This is a genomic window from Bacillus sp. FSL K6-2839 (assembly GCF_038003365.1).
Lineage (GTDB): Bacteria > Bacillota > Bacilli > Bacillales > Bacillaceae > Bacillus.
The window spans coordinates 881,430-898,310 of record NZ_JBBOOZ010000001.1; the positions used below are offsets into that span (position 1 = coordinate 881,430).

A 16,881-nucleotide genomic window follows, 5' to 3' on the forward strand; every position below is an offset into this window, starting at 1 on the left:
AAAGAGATAGAATCATTCAAACGATTATGTGTGAAAGGGATTGATAAACATCGAAGATTTTATTATTTCTTTAGCTGATGCTTTTAAGAACTTGTCGTACTTTGGCATCTTCCTCGCATTATGCATTGAATTTGTTCCTGCTGAAGTGGTTCTGCCTCTTGCGGGTTACTGGATCTCAGAAGGGGACATGGCCTTCATCGGTGTTGTGGCTGCCGGCTCCATTGGCGGCGTGGCTGGCCCTTTGACCTTGTACTGGTTAGGACGTTATGGCGGCAGACCCTTTTTAAATAAATATGGGAAGTACTTTTTTGTCAAACCTGAGTCGCTTGATAAATCGGATGCTTTCTTTGAAAAGCATGGTGGTTTCGTCGCCTTTAGCGGCCGGTTTATTCCAGGGGTCAGAACGCTTATTTCCATCCCGTGCGGTATTGCCAAGATGAATGTGTGGGTCTTTTGCTTGTATACGTTTTTGGCGATTACGCCCATTACATTTGTGTATGTGTATCTTGGGTTTGTGCTCGGGGAGAACTGGAAAGAGGTTGGCGCTATGTTAGATCCATATCTTTTACCGATTGGGATCGGGGTTGTGTTGTTGTTCGTTGTTTATATATGGCTGAAACGTAGAAAAAGAAAAACAGAAACACCAACGGCCTAATCACTGAAAGTCACCTGTTGACAATCCAGTGTCTATTGATTATGATATAAGTAATCTAAATATTCTTAAATCCCACCAAAGGGGAGTAGCGTCCGGTTTTTACCGGAAACAAAGTCGTCATTACATGGACTTACGTTCCATCGGCTTTGTTGGCATGATTCTACATATCACATGTCTAGCAAGACCTTTGCCATTACAGGCAAAGGTCTTTTTTGTATTCATAAGCCTTTGTCTGTTGTGGGACAATAGATAAAAACAAGGAGGAATGATGATGGATGCAGCAATTATTTTAGAGTACGGGTGGGTTCTTCTCGTACTGATTGGATTAGAAGGGATTTTAGCAGCTGATAACGCGCTGGTCATGGCTGTGATGGTTAAACACCTTCCTGAAAAGCAAAGAAAAAAGGCATTGTTTTACGGACTTGCGGGTGCGTTTGTCATGCGATTTGGTTCCCTGTTTCTTATTTCGTTTTTAGTGGATGTGTGGCAAGTTCAAGCCATTGGCGCAATTTATCTTCTTTATATTTCCATTCACCATATTTTAAAATCGCACGTATTTAAGAAAAAGGAATCAGACACAAACATGAAGCAAAGCGGCTTCTGGGCAACAGTCGTAAAAGTCGAGCTTGCCGACATCGCTTTTGCTGTAGATTCCATCTTAGCGGCCGTCGCATTAGCCGTGACATTGCCGAAAACGAGTCTTCCGCAAATCGGCGGACTCGATGGCGGTCAATTTATTGTCATTCTTTTAGGTGGTATCATCGGTCTTATCATCATGCGATTTGCAGCTACTGTCTTTGTGAAACTGCTCAAAACAAGACCGAGCCTAGAAACAGCAGCCTTTGTCATTGTCGGATGGGTTGGTGTGAAGCTCACGCTTTATACATTGTCACATCCAGCCATTGGTATCGTGTCCTCTCATTTTATTCATTCAGCATTATGGAAAGTGATTTTCTGGACAGTGCTTCTCGCAATTGCAGCATTTGGCTGGTTTTTATCAAGCCCATCAAGAAAAGGCGGGCAAGAAAACAAGGAAAAACAAGAGGGACGCCTAGAAGAGTAGGTTTTTTGAAAGAAATATCATTTCATTTTCATAACACGTATATTACAAATAAGGGGGAGATACCCCCTTATTTCTTTGCTTTTAGACGAAACATTGTAAAGTAGATGATGATATACATGTCATAATTGAGTAACAGGAAATGAATTCCTCATTTCTTCCTTTGCGCTTCCCTCATAAATTAGCTATCATAAATGAGTAATATAGGGAGAACTGAGGTGAAACCATTGCTTAGCCTTTTGTTTAAAAAAGGAAAGAAAAAGCAAACATTAGAGCAGTCGGCTATCAGTATTCAACAAGGTGATATCGAGCTGCAAAATGCATTAATAGAGCAATACAAACCATTTGTCGCTAAGACGGTTTCATCCGTTTGTAAACGATATATAGATGAAAAAGATGATGAATTCAGCATAGGCTTAATTGCCTTTAATGAAGCGATAGAAAAATACTCCGCCGAAAAAGGAAATTCACTCCTTGCTTTCGCGGAATTAATTATTAAAAGAAAAGTGATCGACTATATTCGAAAAGAAGCGAGAAATGCGCCAACGGTTCAAATGGACCTGCAAGAAAGTGAAAATGGCGAGTACTCTCAAAGCATGATTGAAGCAGAGCTGTCTACAAATGAATATAGACGTTTAATTGAACAAGAACATAGAAGAGAAGAAATAGAACATTTTAAAGAACGATTAAAAGTATACGGTCTCACGTTTCAAGAGCTGCTTGAACATTCACCAAAGCATGCAGATGCCAGGCAAAATGCTATTAAAGTAGCCCACACCCTCGTTGAACACGATGAGCTCAGAACCATTTTATTTCAAAAAAAACAATTACCAGTCAAACAGCTTGAAAAGCTAGTGGAAGTCAGCCGCAAAACGATTGAGAGAAATAGAAAATACATCATTGCGATGGCGATCATTATGACGGGTGATTATGTGTATTTGAAAGATTACCTTAAAGGGGTGCTTAATTCATGAGAAGAGGCATTATAGTAGAGAAAAACAAAAAATATGTCACGCTGCTGACCCCTGATGGACAATTTCTGCGGACAAAATATGAACAGCAAGACTATGAAATCGGTCAAGAAGTGACATTTCCGAATGAATCACGTCTCGAAAGAAAAAGAGCCGGTTTTTTTGACCTGCTTCGTTTACGTCCGTTAAATGCAGGAATCCTATCAATCGCAGCGATTATTGTCGTGATTTTTACTATGATGCCATCTTTCTCAAGTCAAAAAGCATATGCATATATGACAATTGACATTAACCCAAGCTTTGAACTGAAGCTTGATCACGATTATCAAGTGATCGGTGTCACACCACTGAATAAAGATGCGAAACAAGTACTGGCCAGTATGAAGGATTTGGAAAAAAACGACATGACCAAAGTCGTGCAGGAAATCATAGACGACTGTGACAAAAAAGGTTACGTGAACCACTCTAAGAGCATTTATATTTCAACGGTTTATGAAAACAAGCAGGACCATACATATAAAACCAACGTCAAAAGTAAAATTAACACCATCTCTGGTGAATATCAAAAGCGCGATTACAAGCTAGAAACTGTAGAAAGTGACCTGGAAACAAGAGAAAAAGCTCAAAAGGCAGGCATTTCAACAGGCACATATATCAGAAATCAAGAAATGCAAGACAAAGAACAAGAAGACATTCAAAAGGATGAAGACGCAGCAGAGAGTGATGCTGTCAAAGAGGAAGACCCTAAAAAAGATGATGAAGATCAAGCAGACAAAGACAAACAAGAAGACGTCAAGACAGACGATAGCGAAGAGATGAAGCCAGATCAAGAGGCTCCTGAAGCTGAAGACAAAGAGCAGAAGGATCAAGAGAGGGAAGAGCAAGGATCTATTCAAAAGCCTCACCAAACAAAACCTGATGATGAAAGCAAAGACAATCAAATAAAGGAAGAAAAGGATCGTTCTATCGATAAAGAACAAAAAAAAAATCACTCAACGGAACCTGATGACAAAAGAAATCCAAACGGCACATCACGTGGTGGCGCTGAAAAGCACACAAAAAAAAACGACAGGGATCAGAAACGGCCGTCCGCTGAACGAAAAAGAGAACATATGAAGCAAGGAAAAGGTGTACCGTCCCCTTATCGTGAGAACCGGGATGAGCACACATATGAACAATAAAAAAACGCCAGAATAGCTCCGGCGTATTTCACCATGTTTTTATTTAGATTGATTGCCCATTTGTGATTGAGCCTGTTGAACGAGTCTTTTTGTAATTTCACCGCCAACAGAACCGTTTGCACGTGCGACTGTATCTGAACCGAGAGTCACGCCAAATTCTTGAGCGATCTCGTATTTAAATTGATCTAATGCTTGTTCTACTCCAGGAACAAGAAGTTGATTTCGGTTTGCCATGTCCATATTCCTCCTTTCACCTCATGTTTGTTGCGCCTTCTTATTTTGAAGAAAACAGCGTACAATTATGCTGGCAATTGCTGCACAAAAAACCGAGGTGATGATTCACCTCGGTTCTTCTGTATCCTGATGCTGCAGTGTATGAAACATCATTTCTTGTGCCGTACTTTGCAAGTGTGAAATAAAGACAGAAAAAACGGTTGAACTGATAATGCCTTTGATCAAATGCCATTGGTGCTGTGTCAATTCAGAAAATTCTTCACGGAGCTTATCTGTCTGTTCCTCTGTGATTTCCCGTAAGTTTGTTTCTTTTAACGGAAAAAGAGTATGATGATAAATAAAATCAAGGACATGCGCATATGCTTCATAAAAGCGCAGTGGACTAATAATATCATCAGTTCGATCCGTAATTGTGTTAAATAAGGCAGATAAGATGGTACGGATGGCATCAAAGTCAAAAACTGATTTTAAATCTCTAACAATTAATAAAATAACGACCTGATCAATTGAGTACTTCTTTCCAAGCTCAGGGTGGCCAATCATATCTTTAATATCACGTTTGATCCAGTTTTGAATCGCTGTCGATTTAAGAGAAGTCAGTTCGCATAGGTTTCCTAATTCTACAATTTCATTTGTGGAGAGTCCATGCTCTGATTTGTGTTTCCGCCGTTCAAGCCTCTCAAAAAAAGAAGGGATTTTTAGCTCGTCATGTTCGTGATGTTTGTCTTTTTTTACAGATAAATTTAATAGCTGAAGCGGAGTCAGATCTCCCTCTCCTTTTAGAGAATAGAGAAGACTTGTCATGTCAATTCTCGTTAATTTAAAAGCACCCATTATTCCACCTCGTTTGTACGTCAAAAACGTCATAATTGATCTAATTCAACATCATAATCTCTTTTTGATGAAAATGCAAAATAAACTAAAATCCAGAAAGCGGCGTCACAATTTGTTCACTTTTCAGCTGTAGCAAATGTCGTAAATATTGAAGTGACGGGGCTTAAGCCGTTATGATAAACATAGGAAATGATTCCTTTTTCCTTGCAATTTGAGACGTTTATTTTTATAATTTTATTAATAAGTTCAAATGAACTTAATATGACAGCGGAGGTTATGTATGGGTAAAAGAATATTTCTGTTTATATTAACGAACATTCTTGTTATCACTACGATTGGTATTGTACTATCGGTTATTAGTGCAGCAACTGGTGTTGGTTCTTATATAGGAGCAGATGGTGGAATTAATTTTGTGGCATTGCTAGTATTCAGTGCAGTTGTTGGTTTTGTTGGCTCGTTCATGTCACTTGCAATGTCTCGCTGGATGGCAAAAATGATGATGGGTGTGCGTGTGTTAAACCCTGAAAAGGATTCATTAACATATGATGAGCAGCAGCTTGTTGACCGCGTGCACAGATTATCAAGAGCAGCAGGCCTTTCTAAAATGCCTGAGGTTGGTATTTATCAATCATCTGAAGTAAATGCTTTTGCGACAGGTCCTTCTAAGAGAAGATCACTTGTTGCGGTTTCCACTGGATTGCTTCATGAAATGGATGATGCAGCAGTTGAAGGTGTAATCGCTCACGAAGTTGCTCACGTTGCGAACGGTGATATGGTGACAATGACGCTGCTTCAAGGGATCGTCAACACGTTCGTTGTCTTCCTTTCAAGAATTGCGGCATGGATCGCAAGCCGCTTTGTTCCGCGTGAAGAGCTTGTGCCGATTGTTCATTTTATCGCAGTGATTGTTTTCCAAATCATTTTCTCTATCTTAGGAAGCCTTGTCGTGTTTGCATATTCTAGACACCGTGAATTCCATGCAGACCGCGGCGGAGCTGACCTTGCCGGTAAAGATAAAATGATTCATGCGCTTCGCTCACTTGAGGCGTATACGTCAAGAATCAAAGATGATGATCAAACAGCAGTTGCTACGCTTAAAATCAGTGGTAAACGAAAAGCTTCTCTTTTCTCAACACACCCTGATTTAAACGAAAGAATCAGAAGACTAGAAGCAAAATAAGAGAGACGAAAAGACATTCTGTTACAGGATGTCTTTTCTTTTTTGATGAAAAAGTAAATAAAGCATAAAATACCTTTAAAATCATGTCTCTTTTCATTAAAATGATAAGTATTGAAAATTGAAAGTTAAAAGAAGGAATGACAATGAACCCAATTAAAAAGCTAATTGACCGGCTATCGGCTTTCCAGCTGATTGCCCTTTATTATTTTCTTGCTGTGACCGTCTCATTTATTCTTCTAAGTTTGCCAGTCGCTCATCAAGATGGGGTGGTGAAGTGGACATTTATCGATGCATTATTTACGGCAGTGAGTGCGGTAAGTGTCACAGGACTCACCGTTGTTGATACCTCCCAAACATTTAGTGTGGCAGGTATGTGGATCCTTGCGTTTGTCCTGCAAATCGGAGGTATCGGCATTATGACGCTCGGTACCTTTGTGTGGATTGTCATGCGAAAAAGGATCGGGATTAAAGAAAGAAAGCTCATCATGGCAGATCAAAACCAGAGCAATTTATCAGGAATTGTGAAATTAATGAAGCAGGTCTTATATTTAATTTTGCTCATTGAGTTTGTAGGCGGTCTGATTTTAAGCATGTATTTTCTCAAATATTACGATGTGCAGGCAGCATTCTTACATGGCTTCTTCTCAAGTATTAGTGCGACCACCAATGGGGGCTTTGATATTACAGGGAACTCGCTCATCCCTTACAAAGATGATTATTTTGTCCAATTTATTACGATGCTGCTGATCATCTTTGGAGCCATTGGCTTTCCTGTCCTCGTAGAAGTAAAGGATTACTTATTTAATCAGGACCGAAAGCACGCATCGTTCTCATTGTTTACAAAAATCACAACGATTACGTTTGGCAGCTTAGTCATTGTTGGCGCTATTGGGATTTATGCCCTTGAAGCCCGGTTTACGTTTTTAGGGAAGAGCTGGCACGAAGTTTTGTTTTATTCATTGTTCCAATCGACCGCCACAAGAAGTGGTGGACTTTCCACATTAGATATTACTCAATTGACAGAACCGACGCTGTTATTTTTATGTCTGCTCATGTTTATCGGGGCATCTCCAAGCTCGGTTGGGGGCGGAATTCGGACAACCACCTTTGCCCTTAATTTACTCGCACTGTTTCATTTTGCTCGGGGAAATAAGTCCATTAAAATCTTCAAAAGAGAGCTGCATCAAGCGGATATAAACAAATCTCTAATGGTGACGATGATGGCCTTTATATTGGTGTTTGGCGCTACATTCTTATTAACCTTATCCGAGCAAAATACGCTTCTTCAAAATTTATTTGAAGTCTGTTCTGCATTCGGAACAACAGGGCTATCACTAGGGATTACCTCTGAGCTCTCTGTTTTCGGTAAGTGTATCATTATGATGGTCATGTTTATTGGACGGATCGGCATTCCAAGCTTCTTGTACTTAATTGGCCGAAGAGAAAGCGAAGCGAATTATCATTATCCGAAAGAGCGTGTCATCATCGGCTAAACAGCATTCCGAGCGAATGCTGTTTTTTTATTTCCATTATCTAACTGGCTAAATCACGCGAGATGTTCGCAATCTATAGGTAAGAGGTGAACGAGACGTGCTGGATGTAATATGGAAAGCAATTGTCATGCTGCTAGTTGGTACCTTGCTGCTGAGAATAGCAGGGCCTAAATCCATTAGTCAATTAACTGTTCAACAAACAGTGATCATGATTTCAATCGGATCGATTATTATCCAACCCTTTATTGAGCACAATTTACTTGAAACGATTTATGCCGCTGCTACATTTATCATTGCACTCGTCATCATGGAAAAATTGTCTATCCAATCTGATTTCTTTGAAAAATTGGTTTCAGGGAAATCTGTGGTCATTTTGCAGGATGGAGAAATGCTTGATCACAAGCTGAAGAAAACGAGGCTCACTAGGGATGAATTCAAAATGCGCTTAAAGCAGCAAGGCATCACAGACATCAGCTGTCTCAAAAAAGCCACCCTAGAAGCCAATGGACAAATTGGCTATGAGTTAAAGCCAGAAGAAAAGCCCGTGACGGTCAAACAAATGAAGGAACTCCTAGACCAATTAAGAGAAGAACTAAATATGTTAAAAAAGGACTGATTTCAGATGAAAAGAAAAGCAGCGAAAAATGAAGCACTGACAAATAATATGACGCCGACAGAAAGCATGGCACATGATCAAGGACAAACCCAATTTGATGAACAATCAAGAGATCGTCAGGCAAACCGAAATTCTCACAAAGGGAAACAAGGAGGAGGATCTCATGACTAAAAAGCATGTGAAGAGCAAGGACATGAAAGACCATAAGAGGCCAATGGACCCAGATATCTTAGAAGAGGAATTTGGCAGTGAGCTTGGAGATATCAACAGCAGCAAATGGATTGATACTCTTGTAAAACCTAAGAAAGATGCTGAATGTCACAATGGACACATGGATGAAAAATAGAAAAAACGATCCTCGCGGGATCGTTTTTTATTTGATATAACTGCCTTGTCTGCCGGTGATTGTACGCAAAAGATTGTTCATTTTGAGCTCAATCACTGGCTGTGCAACGTTTTTAACAAAGGTGCTAGACAGGGTAAAGGTTAACAGAATGGTCAGCAGCAATAACATCAGTACACTTGCTGCATTCAGGGCCCAGTCGTCAAACCAAGTCGTTCTAAGCAGCTTGATCACAAAGCCATGTAGTAAATACACATATAACGTTCTTGTGCCCCATTTTGTAAAGAAGAAACGGCGTGTTGGCACTAATGCAAAGAAGCTGAATGTAGCGCCAAATGCAAGCAGGTACCATGCCATTCGTTTCATTGCCGCAATCAATCCCTCATCTCCAAGAGAAGCATATGACTGTGACCCAAATAAGAAGGAATAATCAAATTCATAGAAATAGCAAAACAGGAATACAGCCATTAATACAAGAAGTGCTGCCAGCTTTCCTTTGCTTGTACGGATGAATTCAAAATGCTGCTTTTTTAAATAGAAGCCAGCTAAAAACATCGGCAAAAAGACAAACGTACGCGATAAGCTGAGCGTATTGCTGATGCTGTCCACGTAACCGACAAGTAACGCAATCGACAAACTGACGATCATCGCCCAGTGAAACGGAAGTTTAGAAAAAGGAATGAGCAGCAAATTCCAAAAAAATAAACTAATTAAAAACCATAAAGACCATTGCGGATCAATTGGATTTAAATTGGCCATGCTTTGATCCTGCAAGAGATAATAGTAAACTGAATAGATCACCTGAAAAATTAAATATGGGATGATCAGCTTAACGGCGACTTTTTTCATAAAACCTGGCTTTCTAAAGCCTTTTGCAAAGAAGCCGGAAACCAAGATAAAGGCGGGCATATGAAAAGTATAAATAAACTTGTATAAATAGAGCATCCAATCATTATCATGAATGAATGATCGTAACAAATGACCAAAAACAACTAGAAAAATCAGAAGAAATTTCGCATTATCAAAATAACTATCTCGTGAAGATGCCATAACATCACCTTTCCTGCTTGATTTCAAACATAAATGTTCTATGTGCACTGTTCCCGTATTTGCCCCATTTTAAAATACATTTTGGCTCATTTCGCTATTTGATGTGAAATTGTAGAACGGTTGTAAAAGAAGCGTAAGAAAAGAGAATCGCAGTTCGATCCTGTCATCCAAATGAAATAAAAGAGACAGTCTTCGTGTAAAAAGTTTTTTTTTTATGAGTCGAATGAAGGAACAATGAAAATATTGTAGAAATATTGTAGAGGAATGAGGCTGGAAAAGGAGTGTAAGAGAATGACTGAAACGCTCGATGGCGCAGAAGATATCAGAAAATTAGAAAAAGAGAACGAATATTTGCGAACAGAGTTGATGCAGCAAAAGAGGCTGTTAAATAAGACGTTAGATGCCATTTTCATATTTGATCAGCACCTCAATATTATCCAAGCCAACGAAGCGACATGCAGGCTTGTACAGACATCGAAAGAAGACCTCCTCAATAAATCCGTTCTAGATTTCCTATACGGCATCCCGAAAGACAAAATTGAATGCTCCCTTGATTTATTTTTTCGAAAAGGAAAGTTAAGAAGAGAAATCTCCATTCAGCTTGAAAACGGGGAAACAAAATACATTGAATTTGTTGCAGAGAATGACGTCGTGAATCAGCAATATATCGTGGTCATGCGAGATATTTCCTCAAAGAAAATACTAGAACGAGAACGCTCCATGAATGAGCAGCTGTTCAAAGATTTGTTTGACCGAGCCATTGACGGGATGGTCATTTTTGATCAGGATGGCTGCATGATCGACGCCAATCACTCTTTTTGTCAGAGCTTTGAGCTGCAAAAGACCGATTTAACCGATCGTTATTTAAATGAATTTGTCGAAGATGAAAATCTTCCAGCCTTGCAGCACCTTTTAACGTCACTTAAAGAAACAGGGAAAGCCAAGGGAGAGCTTCCCGTTACCCTTCAATCTGGCCAGCAAAAATTATTCGAGCTCACGATTACATCAAATGTCATGAGCGGTTTTTATATGTCCATCATGCGGGATATTACAGAAAAAAGGTTAATGGAAGAAAAGCTGTTAAAAAGTGAGGAACGCTTTAGAGAAATTTTCGAAAATGCAATGGATGCGATCATCATATGGGCAGATGATGGAGAGATTGTGAGAGCAAATGAATCAGCCTGCCGAATTTTTGAATTGCCTATGCACTCACTGATTGGCAAGAAACTCACAGACTTTCTCGTGAAATCTGATCAGAGATATAGGCCGACTAGAAGACGTTATATTCGGAATCATGAAATAAGGGAAGAGCTGTTGTTCAGAATGGCAAATGGTCAGTTTAAAGAGCTCGAGTTTACATCAAAGCATGCGGTATTAGAAGGACAGCACTTAACCATTTTACGTAATGTGAGTGATCGAAAAAGAATGGAGGAGGAGCTGCGCGAAAGTGAGCTCAAATTCCGTAAAGTATTTAATGGATCAATGGACGGCATTGTTCTTTTTGATAACCAGTACCGCATTATCGAAGTCAATCCATCCGCAAGCGAGCTGCTCGGATTGAAAGACGATCATTTAACGGAAATGAACCTTTTCCATATCCTTGCGCCTTATCAAATTGAACATTTGGCACAGCCTGCTCAGGCGATGTCGTTAGATGAAATGGACAATGAAGTTCCGTTTGTGCTGAACCATCCAGATCAGCGTATATTGGAATTCTCTTTTAAACGCAACATTATTCATAATATGAATTTGGCGATCTTTAGAGATGTGACAGAGCGGAAGGAATTAGAAGAGCGGGTGAGAAAATCAGATACCCTTCATGTGGTGGGAGAGCTTGCTGCTGGAATTGCTCATGAAATTAGAAACCCGATGACAGCATTAAAAGGCTTCATACAGCTGTTAAAAGGAAATATTGAAGGAGAGTATTCGCTCTATTTCAATGTCATCACTTCAGAGCTGAAAAGAATTGAATCCATCATCACCGAATTTTTGATTTTAGCGAAACCGCAAGCCATCGTATATGAAGAAAAAAATGTGGTGCAAATTATGAAAGACACGATGGATCTTTTGCACGCACAGGCGAACCTCGGCAACGTTCAAATGCATCTCAATGTGTTGGATGAGATTCCGCTCATTTATTGTGAACAAAACCAATTAAAACAGGTCTTTATTAACATTTTGAAAAATGCAATTGAAGTCATGCCGAGAAAAGGAAATGTCTATGTGAGCATTCAGCGGAAGGGCGAAGAGCATATTGTCATTTCACTGCGGGATGAAGGCTGCGGAATGGCAGAGGACAAGCTCAAGCGTCTAGGGGAACCATTTTATACGACAAAAGAAAGAGGAACTGGACTTGGCTTAATGGTTAGTTATAAAATTATTGAAGAGCATCAAGGAACGATTGAGGTAGAAAGTGAGGAAGGGGTAGGAACCGTCTTCCATCTCACGCTTCCACTGAGGCAGAAGAAACAAGAAGGAGAGCACTAACGTGTATTATACCGTCTATCACGCACCAATTGGGGCATTATACATACTAGAAAAAGACGATGCCATCATCGAGGTGATGTTTGATGATGAGCCATTTTTAGTAAAAAAGCAGAAAGCCGATCTAAAAGAAGAAGAAACGCCTGTATTACAAGAAGCGAAAAAGCAGTTAGATGAATATTTCAAGGGAGAGCGCCAAGTATTCGATCTCCCGCTCAAGCAAAAGGGATCTCCGTTTCAAGAGCAGGTGTGGGAAGCACTTTCGACTATTCCATATGGTGAATCAAAAAGCTATGCAGACATTGCAGAAGCGATTGGTAATCCAAAAGCTGTAAGAGCGATTGGACAAGCGAACAGACGCAATGCATTACCTATTTTTATTCCCTGTCACAGAGTGATTGGAAAAGACCGCTCTCTGACGGGCTATGCAGGAACAAAAACAGACATGAAAGCGGTTCTGCTAGAATTAGAAGGTATCCCATTTGTTCAAAAATAAATCGATTGACCTGTTCCAAATGTTTGTCAAGCGACATATCCTTTTATTAAGCTAAAAAAGTTGGTTAAGGGAAAAAGGAGGGCGCTAGGGAATGTTTTGGGGCAAAAAGAATAAAATGTATGCCGTCACATCACTATGTGTCAAAATGAACGTTTTGACAGAAGAACAGAAAAAAGAAATCTTAGCAAAAACGAATGAAATAAAAAAGCGCGGTGCTCTTAAATAATAAGTACACGGCGCTTTTTTTATGATTAGAGTGAGGTGCTTTCAGCGAACAGAGCATCAATCTCTTCTGTATAGTTCGACGTGATAATCCCTTTCTCTGTAATAATACCTGAAATGAGATGGTGAGGAGTGACATCAAAGGCGGGATTGAATACCTGAACATCAGGCGGTGCAATTTGGACGCCGTTTAATTCCTTTACTTCCAGCGGATCACGCTCTTCAATTGGAATATCTGCCCCGTCTTGGGTTGATACATCAAAGGTGGAAAGCGGTGCAGCTATAAAAAACGGAATTTGAAAATGCTTAGCTAAAATGGCGAGACTTAACGTTCCAATCTTATTCGCCGTATCTCCATTACGGGCAATACGATCAGCTCCGACAATGACAGCAGAAATTTTCTTTTCTTTCATCGTATGGGCTGCCATGTTATCTGTGATGAGCGTCACATCTACGCCGCCTTGCATGAGCTCCCATGTTGTCAGCCTAGCCCCTTGAAGAACAGGGCGTGTTTCACAGGCATAAATGTGAAGATCGAGATTTTTCTTTTTGGCTAAATAAAATGGAGCAAGGGCTGTTCCGTACCGGCTCGTGGCGATGGAGCCTGCATTGCAAATGGTCATAATACGATCACCCGATTTAAAGAGCTGGAGTGCATTTTGACCGATTTGTCTGCATGTTTCTTCATCTTCAATTTGAATTTGAATGGCTTCATGGACAAGGTCTGTTTTGGCTGCATTGACCGAAGCTGCACGCTCAATGCGCTGCAATAATCGCTCTAAAGCCCAGGCTAAATTCACAGCGGTTGGACGAGCACTGTTTAAATATTCTTTTATCTGAATGACTTCTTGTTTAAAAACATCAATTTCTTCTGTCTCAATGTCTTGGGCACTGAGCGCCAGTCCAAAAGCTGCCGTAATGCCAATGGCAGGTGCTCCCCGCACTTTTAACGTGACAATGGCATCATACACGTCTTCTTTTGTATATAAATGCTCAAACTCAGTTTCGGCCGGTAATTTTTGCTGATTCAAAATGTTAATATGGTTTTCTTCCCATTCGACAGAACGGGGGACTTCAAATTCTTTAGACAAAACCCGTCACTCCTTTACAGATTGCTGGAATAATGCGACGAGGTCAGACGCTGCTTCCACTGCATAATATTGTTTGATCATTGTTTTTCCGAGCGTTAGTGCTGCTTTTTTCTGCTGAATCCGTCTAGATGGTGATGGAATTGCATCGAGATCAGCGGCATGAGCAAGGCCGATTGTTCGGCGGACAAGCTCACAGCCCGCAAAGCCTGCCGCTTCTTTTAAAATACGGTCAAAGGTTGTTGCTAAAAAACTGTCAGATACACTAAACGCTTCAATGCTGTCTTCTTTCCAAGCTTTTGCGAACACTTCTTTGAAGGTCGCCCATACATTGATGACATGGTCAAAGAGGTACTGCTGATCGTGTTCATTCTCACGAGACAAAGCATTCAGGAACAGGTTAGCGATAAAGTGGCCAATATCGAATCCAAAGGGACCGTAAAAGGCGAATTCTGGATCAATGATTTTTGTTTCCGTCTCACTTGCAAAAATACTGCCTGTATGAAGATCTCCATGAACGAGTGTTTCAGCAGATGTCAGGAAAATACGCTTCAGTTCGGCTGCTTTGGCCTGCACTTCAAGATCTGCCCAAAGCGCTTCGGCAGCTTCTCTTAATTCTTCTTCGAAATCATTTGTGCCGCTATCAAAGAAAGGATCTGTGAAGACGAGCTTTTCGGTAATGTCACAAAGATCCGGATTCGTAAATTGCTTCACAAATTGTTTTTTGATTTTAGGATTTGTGGCAAAGTCAGAAGTGTAAAAAAGTGTTTTTCCTAAAAATTCTCCGACATGATCGGATAAATGCGGATATTGTTTTCCGGCAATTAGCCCTTTTCTGACGATTTCCAGGTGTGATAGATCCTCCATTGCCGTCACAGCAAGAGCTGTATCTGAATAATAGACTGCAGGTACAAGGTGCGGCGTATATTCTGACTGCTTGATCAGGGCAGCACTTTCAATTCTCGCGCGGTCTAATGTAAGCGGCCAGCTCTCTCCGACCACCTTGGCATAGGGCAGAGCCTGCTTGATGATCAATCCTTTTTCTTGTTTGTGATCAAAAATATGAAAGACGTAATTTAAATTCCCGTCACCGATTTCCGTACATGTCAAATGACTGCTTTCTTGGATCAAGCCAAGTCTAATTGCGAGTGCAACTGCCGAGCTTTCTGTTAATTCTTCATATGATGCCGTAAGTGTAACCAATTGCTATCCCTCCAAATCATATAAAAAAGCCTCTTTCTCCTGAGAGAAAGAGGCTTGATGGCGTGTATGCTCAAAGCCTCTCTTATCTCTCAGCACATACGTCTGATGGAATTAGCACCGTGCCCTATAAGACAATTGTCTTGGCGCTTACTTGCTGCGCCCCACTTCACAGTGGTATTTACGGTCGGTTGCTGTTGGGGTCAAAAGGCCAAATCCCTCGCCCAACTCTCGATAAGAGAAATCAATATGTAATTATTTCGTGCCTGTTTGCATTTCTTAATTCAAGATATTATCAGAGCTGCGCTTCACATGTCAATCTTTTTTCAAAATTGCTTTACAATTCATAAAACAATCCATTACAGTGTTTGTATTGTTACGTAACTTGAATAGAAGGTGAAGAAATGGAATTCCAGCAATCAGATGTATTGAAACAATTACCGAAACAATTTTTTGCGTCTCTTGTCCAAAAGGTGCAGAAAAAGGTGCAGGAAGGGGCAGATATCATTAATTTAGGGCAGGGAAATCCTGATCAGCCAACCCCTTCGCATATTGTAAAAGCCATGCAGGAAGCGGTATTAAAACCTGAAAATCATCAATACTCGTCATTCCGCGGAACAGCGAAATTAAAAAAGGCTGCCGCCGCCTTTTATGAAAGAGAATATGGTGTCACGCTTGATCCGATGAAGGAGATTGCGATTTTATTTGGCGGGAAAGCGGGACTTGTTGAGCTGCCGCAATGCCTGCTGAATCCTGGAGATACACTCCTTGTCCCAGACCCAGGTTATCCTGATTATTGGTCAGGTGCCGTGCTTGCTGGAGCTCAGATGGTGACGATGCCGCTTCTTGAACAAAATGATTTTTTACCTGACTATGATCGATTGCCTGAGAATGATAAGAAAAAAGCAAAGTTGATGTATTTAAATTATCCCAACAATCCGACAGGTGCCACGGCAAGTCGTGCGTTTTTTGAAGAAACCGTTACATTTGCGAGAGATCACAAGCTCTGTGTTGTCCATGATTTTGCCTATGGCGGCATTGGGTTTGATGGGAAAAAGCCGATCAGCTTTTTGCAAACAGATGGAGCGAAAGAGACGGGTATTGAAATTTATACATTGTCTAAAACGTATAATATGGCCGGCTGGAGAGTAGGTTTTGCAGCAGGAAACCCGTCTGTTATTGAAGCAATTGAGCTTTATCAGGATCACCTGTTTGTTTCACTGTTTAAAGCAACTCAAGATGCTGCAGCGGAAGCCCTATTAAGTGACCAAACGTGCGTACAGGTGCAAAATGATCGATATGAAAATAGGCGAAATGTGTGGATCGCTGCCTGCAAGGAGATTGGCTGGGAGGTCACAGCACCAAAGGGGTCATTTTTTGCTTGGCTAAAGGTGCCAGAAGGATATACATCTGAATCTTTTTCTGACGTATTATTAGAGAAAGCACATGTTGTTGTGGCTCCGGGGAATGGGTTTGGTACTCACGGTGAAGGGTACGTGAGAGTTGGGCTTTTAACAAGTGAGGAGCGGTTACAAGAAGCCGCTCGGCGTATCGCTGCCTTGAATCTGTTTGAAAATAAGCCATTGACAACATAAAAAAATGGTGCGATAATTCAGACAATATTTAAGAAAATTGAATATTCTTATCAAGAGTAGGCAGAGGGACTAGCCCAATGAAGCCCGGCAACCGACTTCTATGAAGCACGGTGCTAATTCTTGCAGCAAGCGCTGAGAGATAAGATTCGGATGAATGACACGAAACAACCTCTTTAAGG

The 16,881-nt window shown here is 40.6% G+C and carries 18 protein-coding genes and 3 riboswitches; of the genes, 13 read left to right on the plus strand and 5 right to left on the minus strand.

The features are described from left to right. The first annotated feature begins 40 nt into the window (after positions 1 to 40). The 4 genes from MHH26_RS04205 (at position 41) to MHH26_RS04220 (ending at position 3,867) form a co-directional block, all read left to right on the plus strand. Positions 41 to 655, plus strand: a complete 615-nt coding sequence (locus tag MHH26_RS04205; RefSeq protein ID WP_340972489.1) for a DedA family protein — start codon at positions 41 to 43, stop codon at positions 653 to 655. 68 nt (positions 656 to 723) lie between these two features. Next, positions 724 to 895, plus strand: a riboswitch (yybP-ykoY riboswitch). A gap of 31 nt (positions 896 to 926) precedes the next feature. Next, a complete protein-coding gene (locus MHH26_RS04210; protein ID WP_106038809.1) occupies positions 927 to 1,718 on the plus strand; it encodes a TerC family protein in 792 nt (263 codons plus the stop codon). Positions 1,719 to 1,933: 215 nt separating this feature from the next. Further along, a complete protein-coding gene (gene sigI, locus MHH26_RS04215) occupies positions 1,934 to 2,689 on the plus strand; it encodes an RNA polymerase sigma factor SigI (protein WP_034662939.1) in 756 nt (251 codons plus the stop codon). Further along, a complete protein-coding gene (locus tag MHH26_RS04220; protein WP_334748774.1) occupies positions 2,686 to 3,867 on the plus strand; it encodes an anti-sigma-I factor RsgI family protein in 1,182 nt (393 codons plus the stop codon). Before sigI ends, MHH26_RS04220 begins: the two co-directional genes overlap by 4 nt. A 39-nt stretch (positions 3,868 to 3,906) precedes the next feature. Here the strand turns inward: MHH26_RS04220 and MHH26_RS04225 are convergent, their stop codons facing one another. Together MHH26_RS04225 and MHH26_RS04230 are read right to left on the minus strand one after the other, a co-directional pair. Continuing rightward, on the minus strand, positions 3,907 to 4,101 hold the full coding sequence (locus MHH26_RS04225) for an alpha/beta-type small acid-soluble spore protein (RefSeq protein WP_003211343.1): 195 nt from the start codon (positions 4,099 to 4,101) through the stop codon (positions 3,907 to 3,909). A 105-nt stretch (positions 4,102 to 4,206) separates the two neighbouring features. Further along, positions 4,207 to 4,935, minus strand: a complete 729-nt coding sequence (locus MHH26_RS04230; protein WP_307499521.1) for a DUF1836 domain-containing protein — start codon at positions 4,933 to 4,935, stop codon at positions 4,207 to 4,209. A gap of 280 nt (positions 4,936 to 5,215) precedes the next feature. Between MHH26_RS04230 and htpX the strand changes: the two genes are divergently transcribed. The 5 genes from htpX to MHH26_RS04255 all read left to right on the plus strand — a co-directional run bounded on the left by htpX (position 5,216) and on the right by MHH26_RS04255 (position 8,570). Further along, entirely contained in the window at positions 5,216 to 6,115 is a 900-nt protein-coding gene (gene htpX / locus MHH26_RS04235) for a protease HtpX (protein WP_034662931.1), read from the plus strand. 143 nt (positions 6,116 to 6,258) lie between these two features. Beyond that, positions 6,259 to 7,608 (plus strand): TrkH family potassium uptake protein, encoded by a 1,350-nt coding sequence (locus MHH26_RS04240; protein ID WP_080869518.1) that lies wholly within the window; start codon positions 6,259 to 6,261, stop codon positions 7,606 to 7,608. A gap of 97 nt (positions 7,609 to 7,705) precedes the next feature. Continuing rightward, the gene (locus tag MHH26_RS04245) at positions 7,706 to 8,224 is read left to right on the plus strand and encodes a DUF421 domain-containing protein (RefSeq protein WP_034662926.1); all 519 of its coding nucleotides are present in this window, start codon (positions 7,706 to 7,708) and stop codon (positions 8,222 to 8,224) included. A 6-nt stretch (positions 8,225 to 8,230) separates the two neighbouring features. Further along, the gene (locus MHH26_RS04250; protein ID WP_088004399.1) at positions 8,231 to 8,395 is read left to right on the plus strand and encodes a hypothetical protein; all 165 of its coding nucleotides are present in this window, start codon (positions 8,231 to 8,233) and stop codon (positions 8,393 to 8,395) included. After that, positions 8,388 to 8,570 (plus strand): hypothetical protein, encoded by a 183-nt coding sequence (locus tag MHH26_RS04255; protein ID WP_034662925.1) that lies wholly within the window; start codon positions 8,388 to 8,390, stop codon positions 8,568 to 8,570. Before MHH26_RS04250 ends, MHH26_RS04255 begins: the two co-directional genes overlap by 8 nt. Positions 8,571 to 8,597: 27 nt before the next feature. Here the strand turns inward: MHH26_RS04255 and MHH26_RS04260 are convergent, their stop codons facing one another. Further along, entirely contained in the window at positions 8,598 to 9,617 is a 1,020-nt protein-coding gene (locus MHH26_RS04260) for an acyltransferase family protein (RefSeq protein ID WP_307499522.1), read from the minus strand. Between the two features lie 291 nt (positions 9,618 to 9,908). Here MHH26_RS04260 and MHH26_RS04265 point away from each other — a divergent pair, with 291 nt between their 5' ends. From MHH26_RS04265 to MHH26_RS04275, 3 genes are all read left to right on the plus strand, one after another. Continuing rightward, positions 9,909 to 12,104 carry a PAS domain-containing sensor histidine kinase gene (locus MHH26_RS04265; RefSeq protein WP_034662920.1) on the plus strand — a complete coding sequence of 732 codons (2,196 nt, stop codon included), beginning with the start codon at positions 9,909 to 9,911 and terminating at the stop codon, positions 12,102 to 12,104. 1 nt (position 12,105) lies between these two features. Continuing rightward, complete coding sequence (locus tag MHH26_RS04270) at positions 12,106 to 12,597, plus strand: methylated-DNA--[protein]-cysteine S-methyltransferase (protein WP_066030983.1); 492 nt, start codon at positions 12,106 to 12,108, stop codon at positions 12,595 to 12,597. A gap of 91 nt (positions 12,598 to 12,688) precedes the next feature. After that, complete coding sequence (locus MHH26_RS04275) at positions 12,689 to 12,823, plus strand: hypothetical protein (RefSeq protein WP_262417168.1); 135 nt, start codon at positions 12,689 to 12,691, stop codon at positions 12,821 to 12,823. A gap of 25 nt (positions 12,824 to 12,848) precedes the next feature. Here the strand turns inward: MHH26_RS04275 and mtnA are convergent, their stop codons facing one another. Both mtnA and mtnK read right to left on the minus strand, forming a co-directional pair. Beyond that, positions 12,849 to 13,910, minus strand: a complete 1,062-nt coding sequence (gene mtnA, locus MHH26_RS04280; RefSeq protein WP_340972503.1) for an S-methyl-5-thioribose-1-phosphate isomerase — start codon at positions 13,908 to 13,910, stop codon at positions 12,849 to 12,851. A gap of 6 nt (positions 13,911 to 13,916) precedes the next feature. Further along, the gene (gene mtnK, locus MHH26_RS04285; protein WP_340972507.1) at positions 13,917 to 15,110 is read right to left on the minus strand and encodes an S-methyl-5-thioribose kinase; all 1,194 of its coding nucleotides are present in this window, start codon (positions 15,108 to 15,110) and stop codon (positions 13,917 to 13,919) included. Between the two features lie 79 nt (positions 15,111 to 15,189). Continuing rightward, a riboswitch (SAM riboswitch) is annotated at positions 15,190 to 15,348 on the minus strand. A gap of 163 nt (positions 15,349 to 15,511) precedes the next feature. Here mtnK and MHH26_RS04290 point away from each other — a divergent pair. Continuing rightward, a complete protein-coding gene (locus MHH26_RS04290) occupies positions 15,512 to 16,702 on the plus strand; it encodes a pyridoxal phosphate-dependent aminotransferase (RefSeq protein ID WP_340972510.1) in 1,191 nt (396 codons plus the stop codon). A 44-nt stretch (positions 16,703 to 16,746) separates the two neighbouring features. Next, a riboswitch (SAM riboswitch) is annotated at positions 16,747 to 16,848 on the plus strand. Positions 16,849 to 16,881 lie beyond the last annotated feature (33 nt).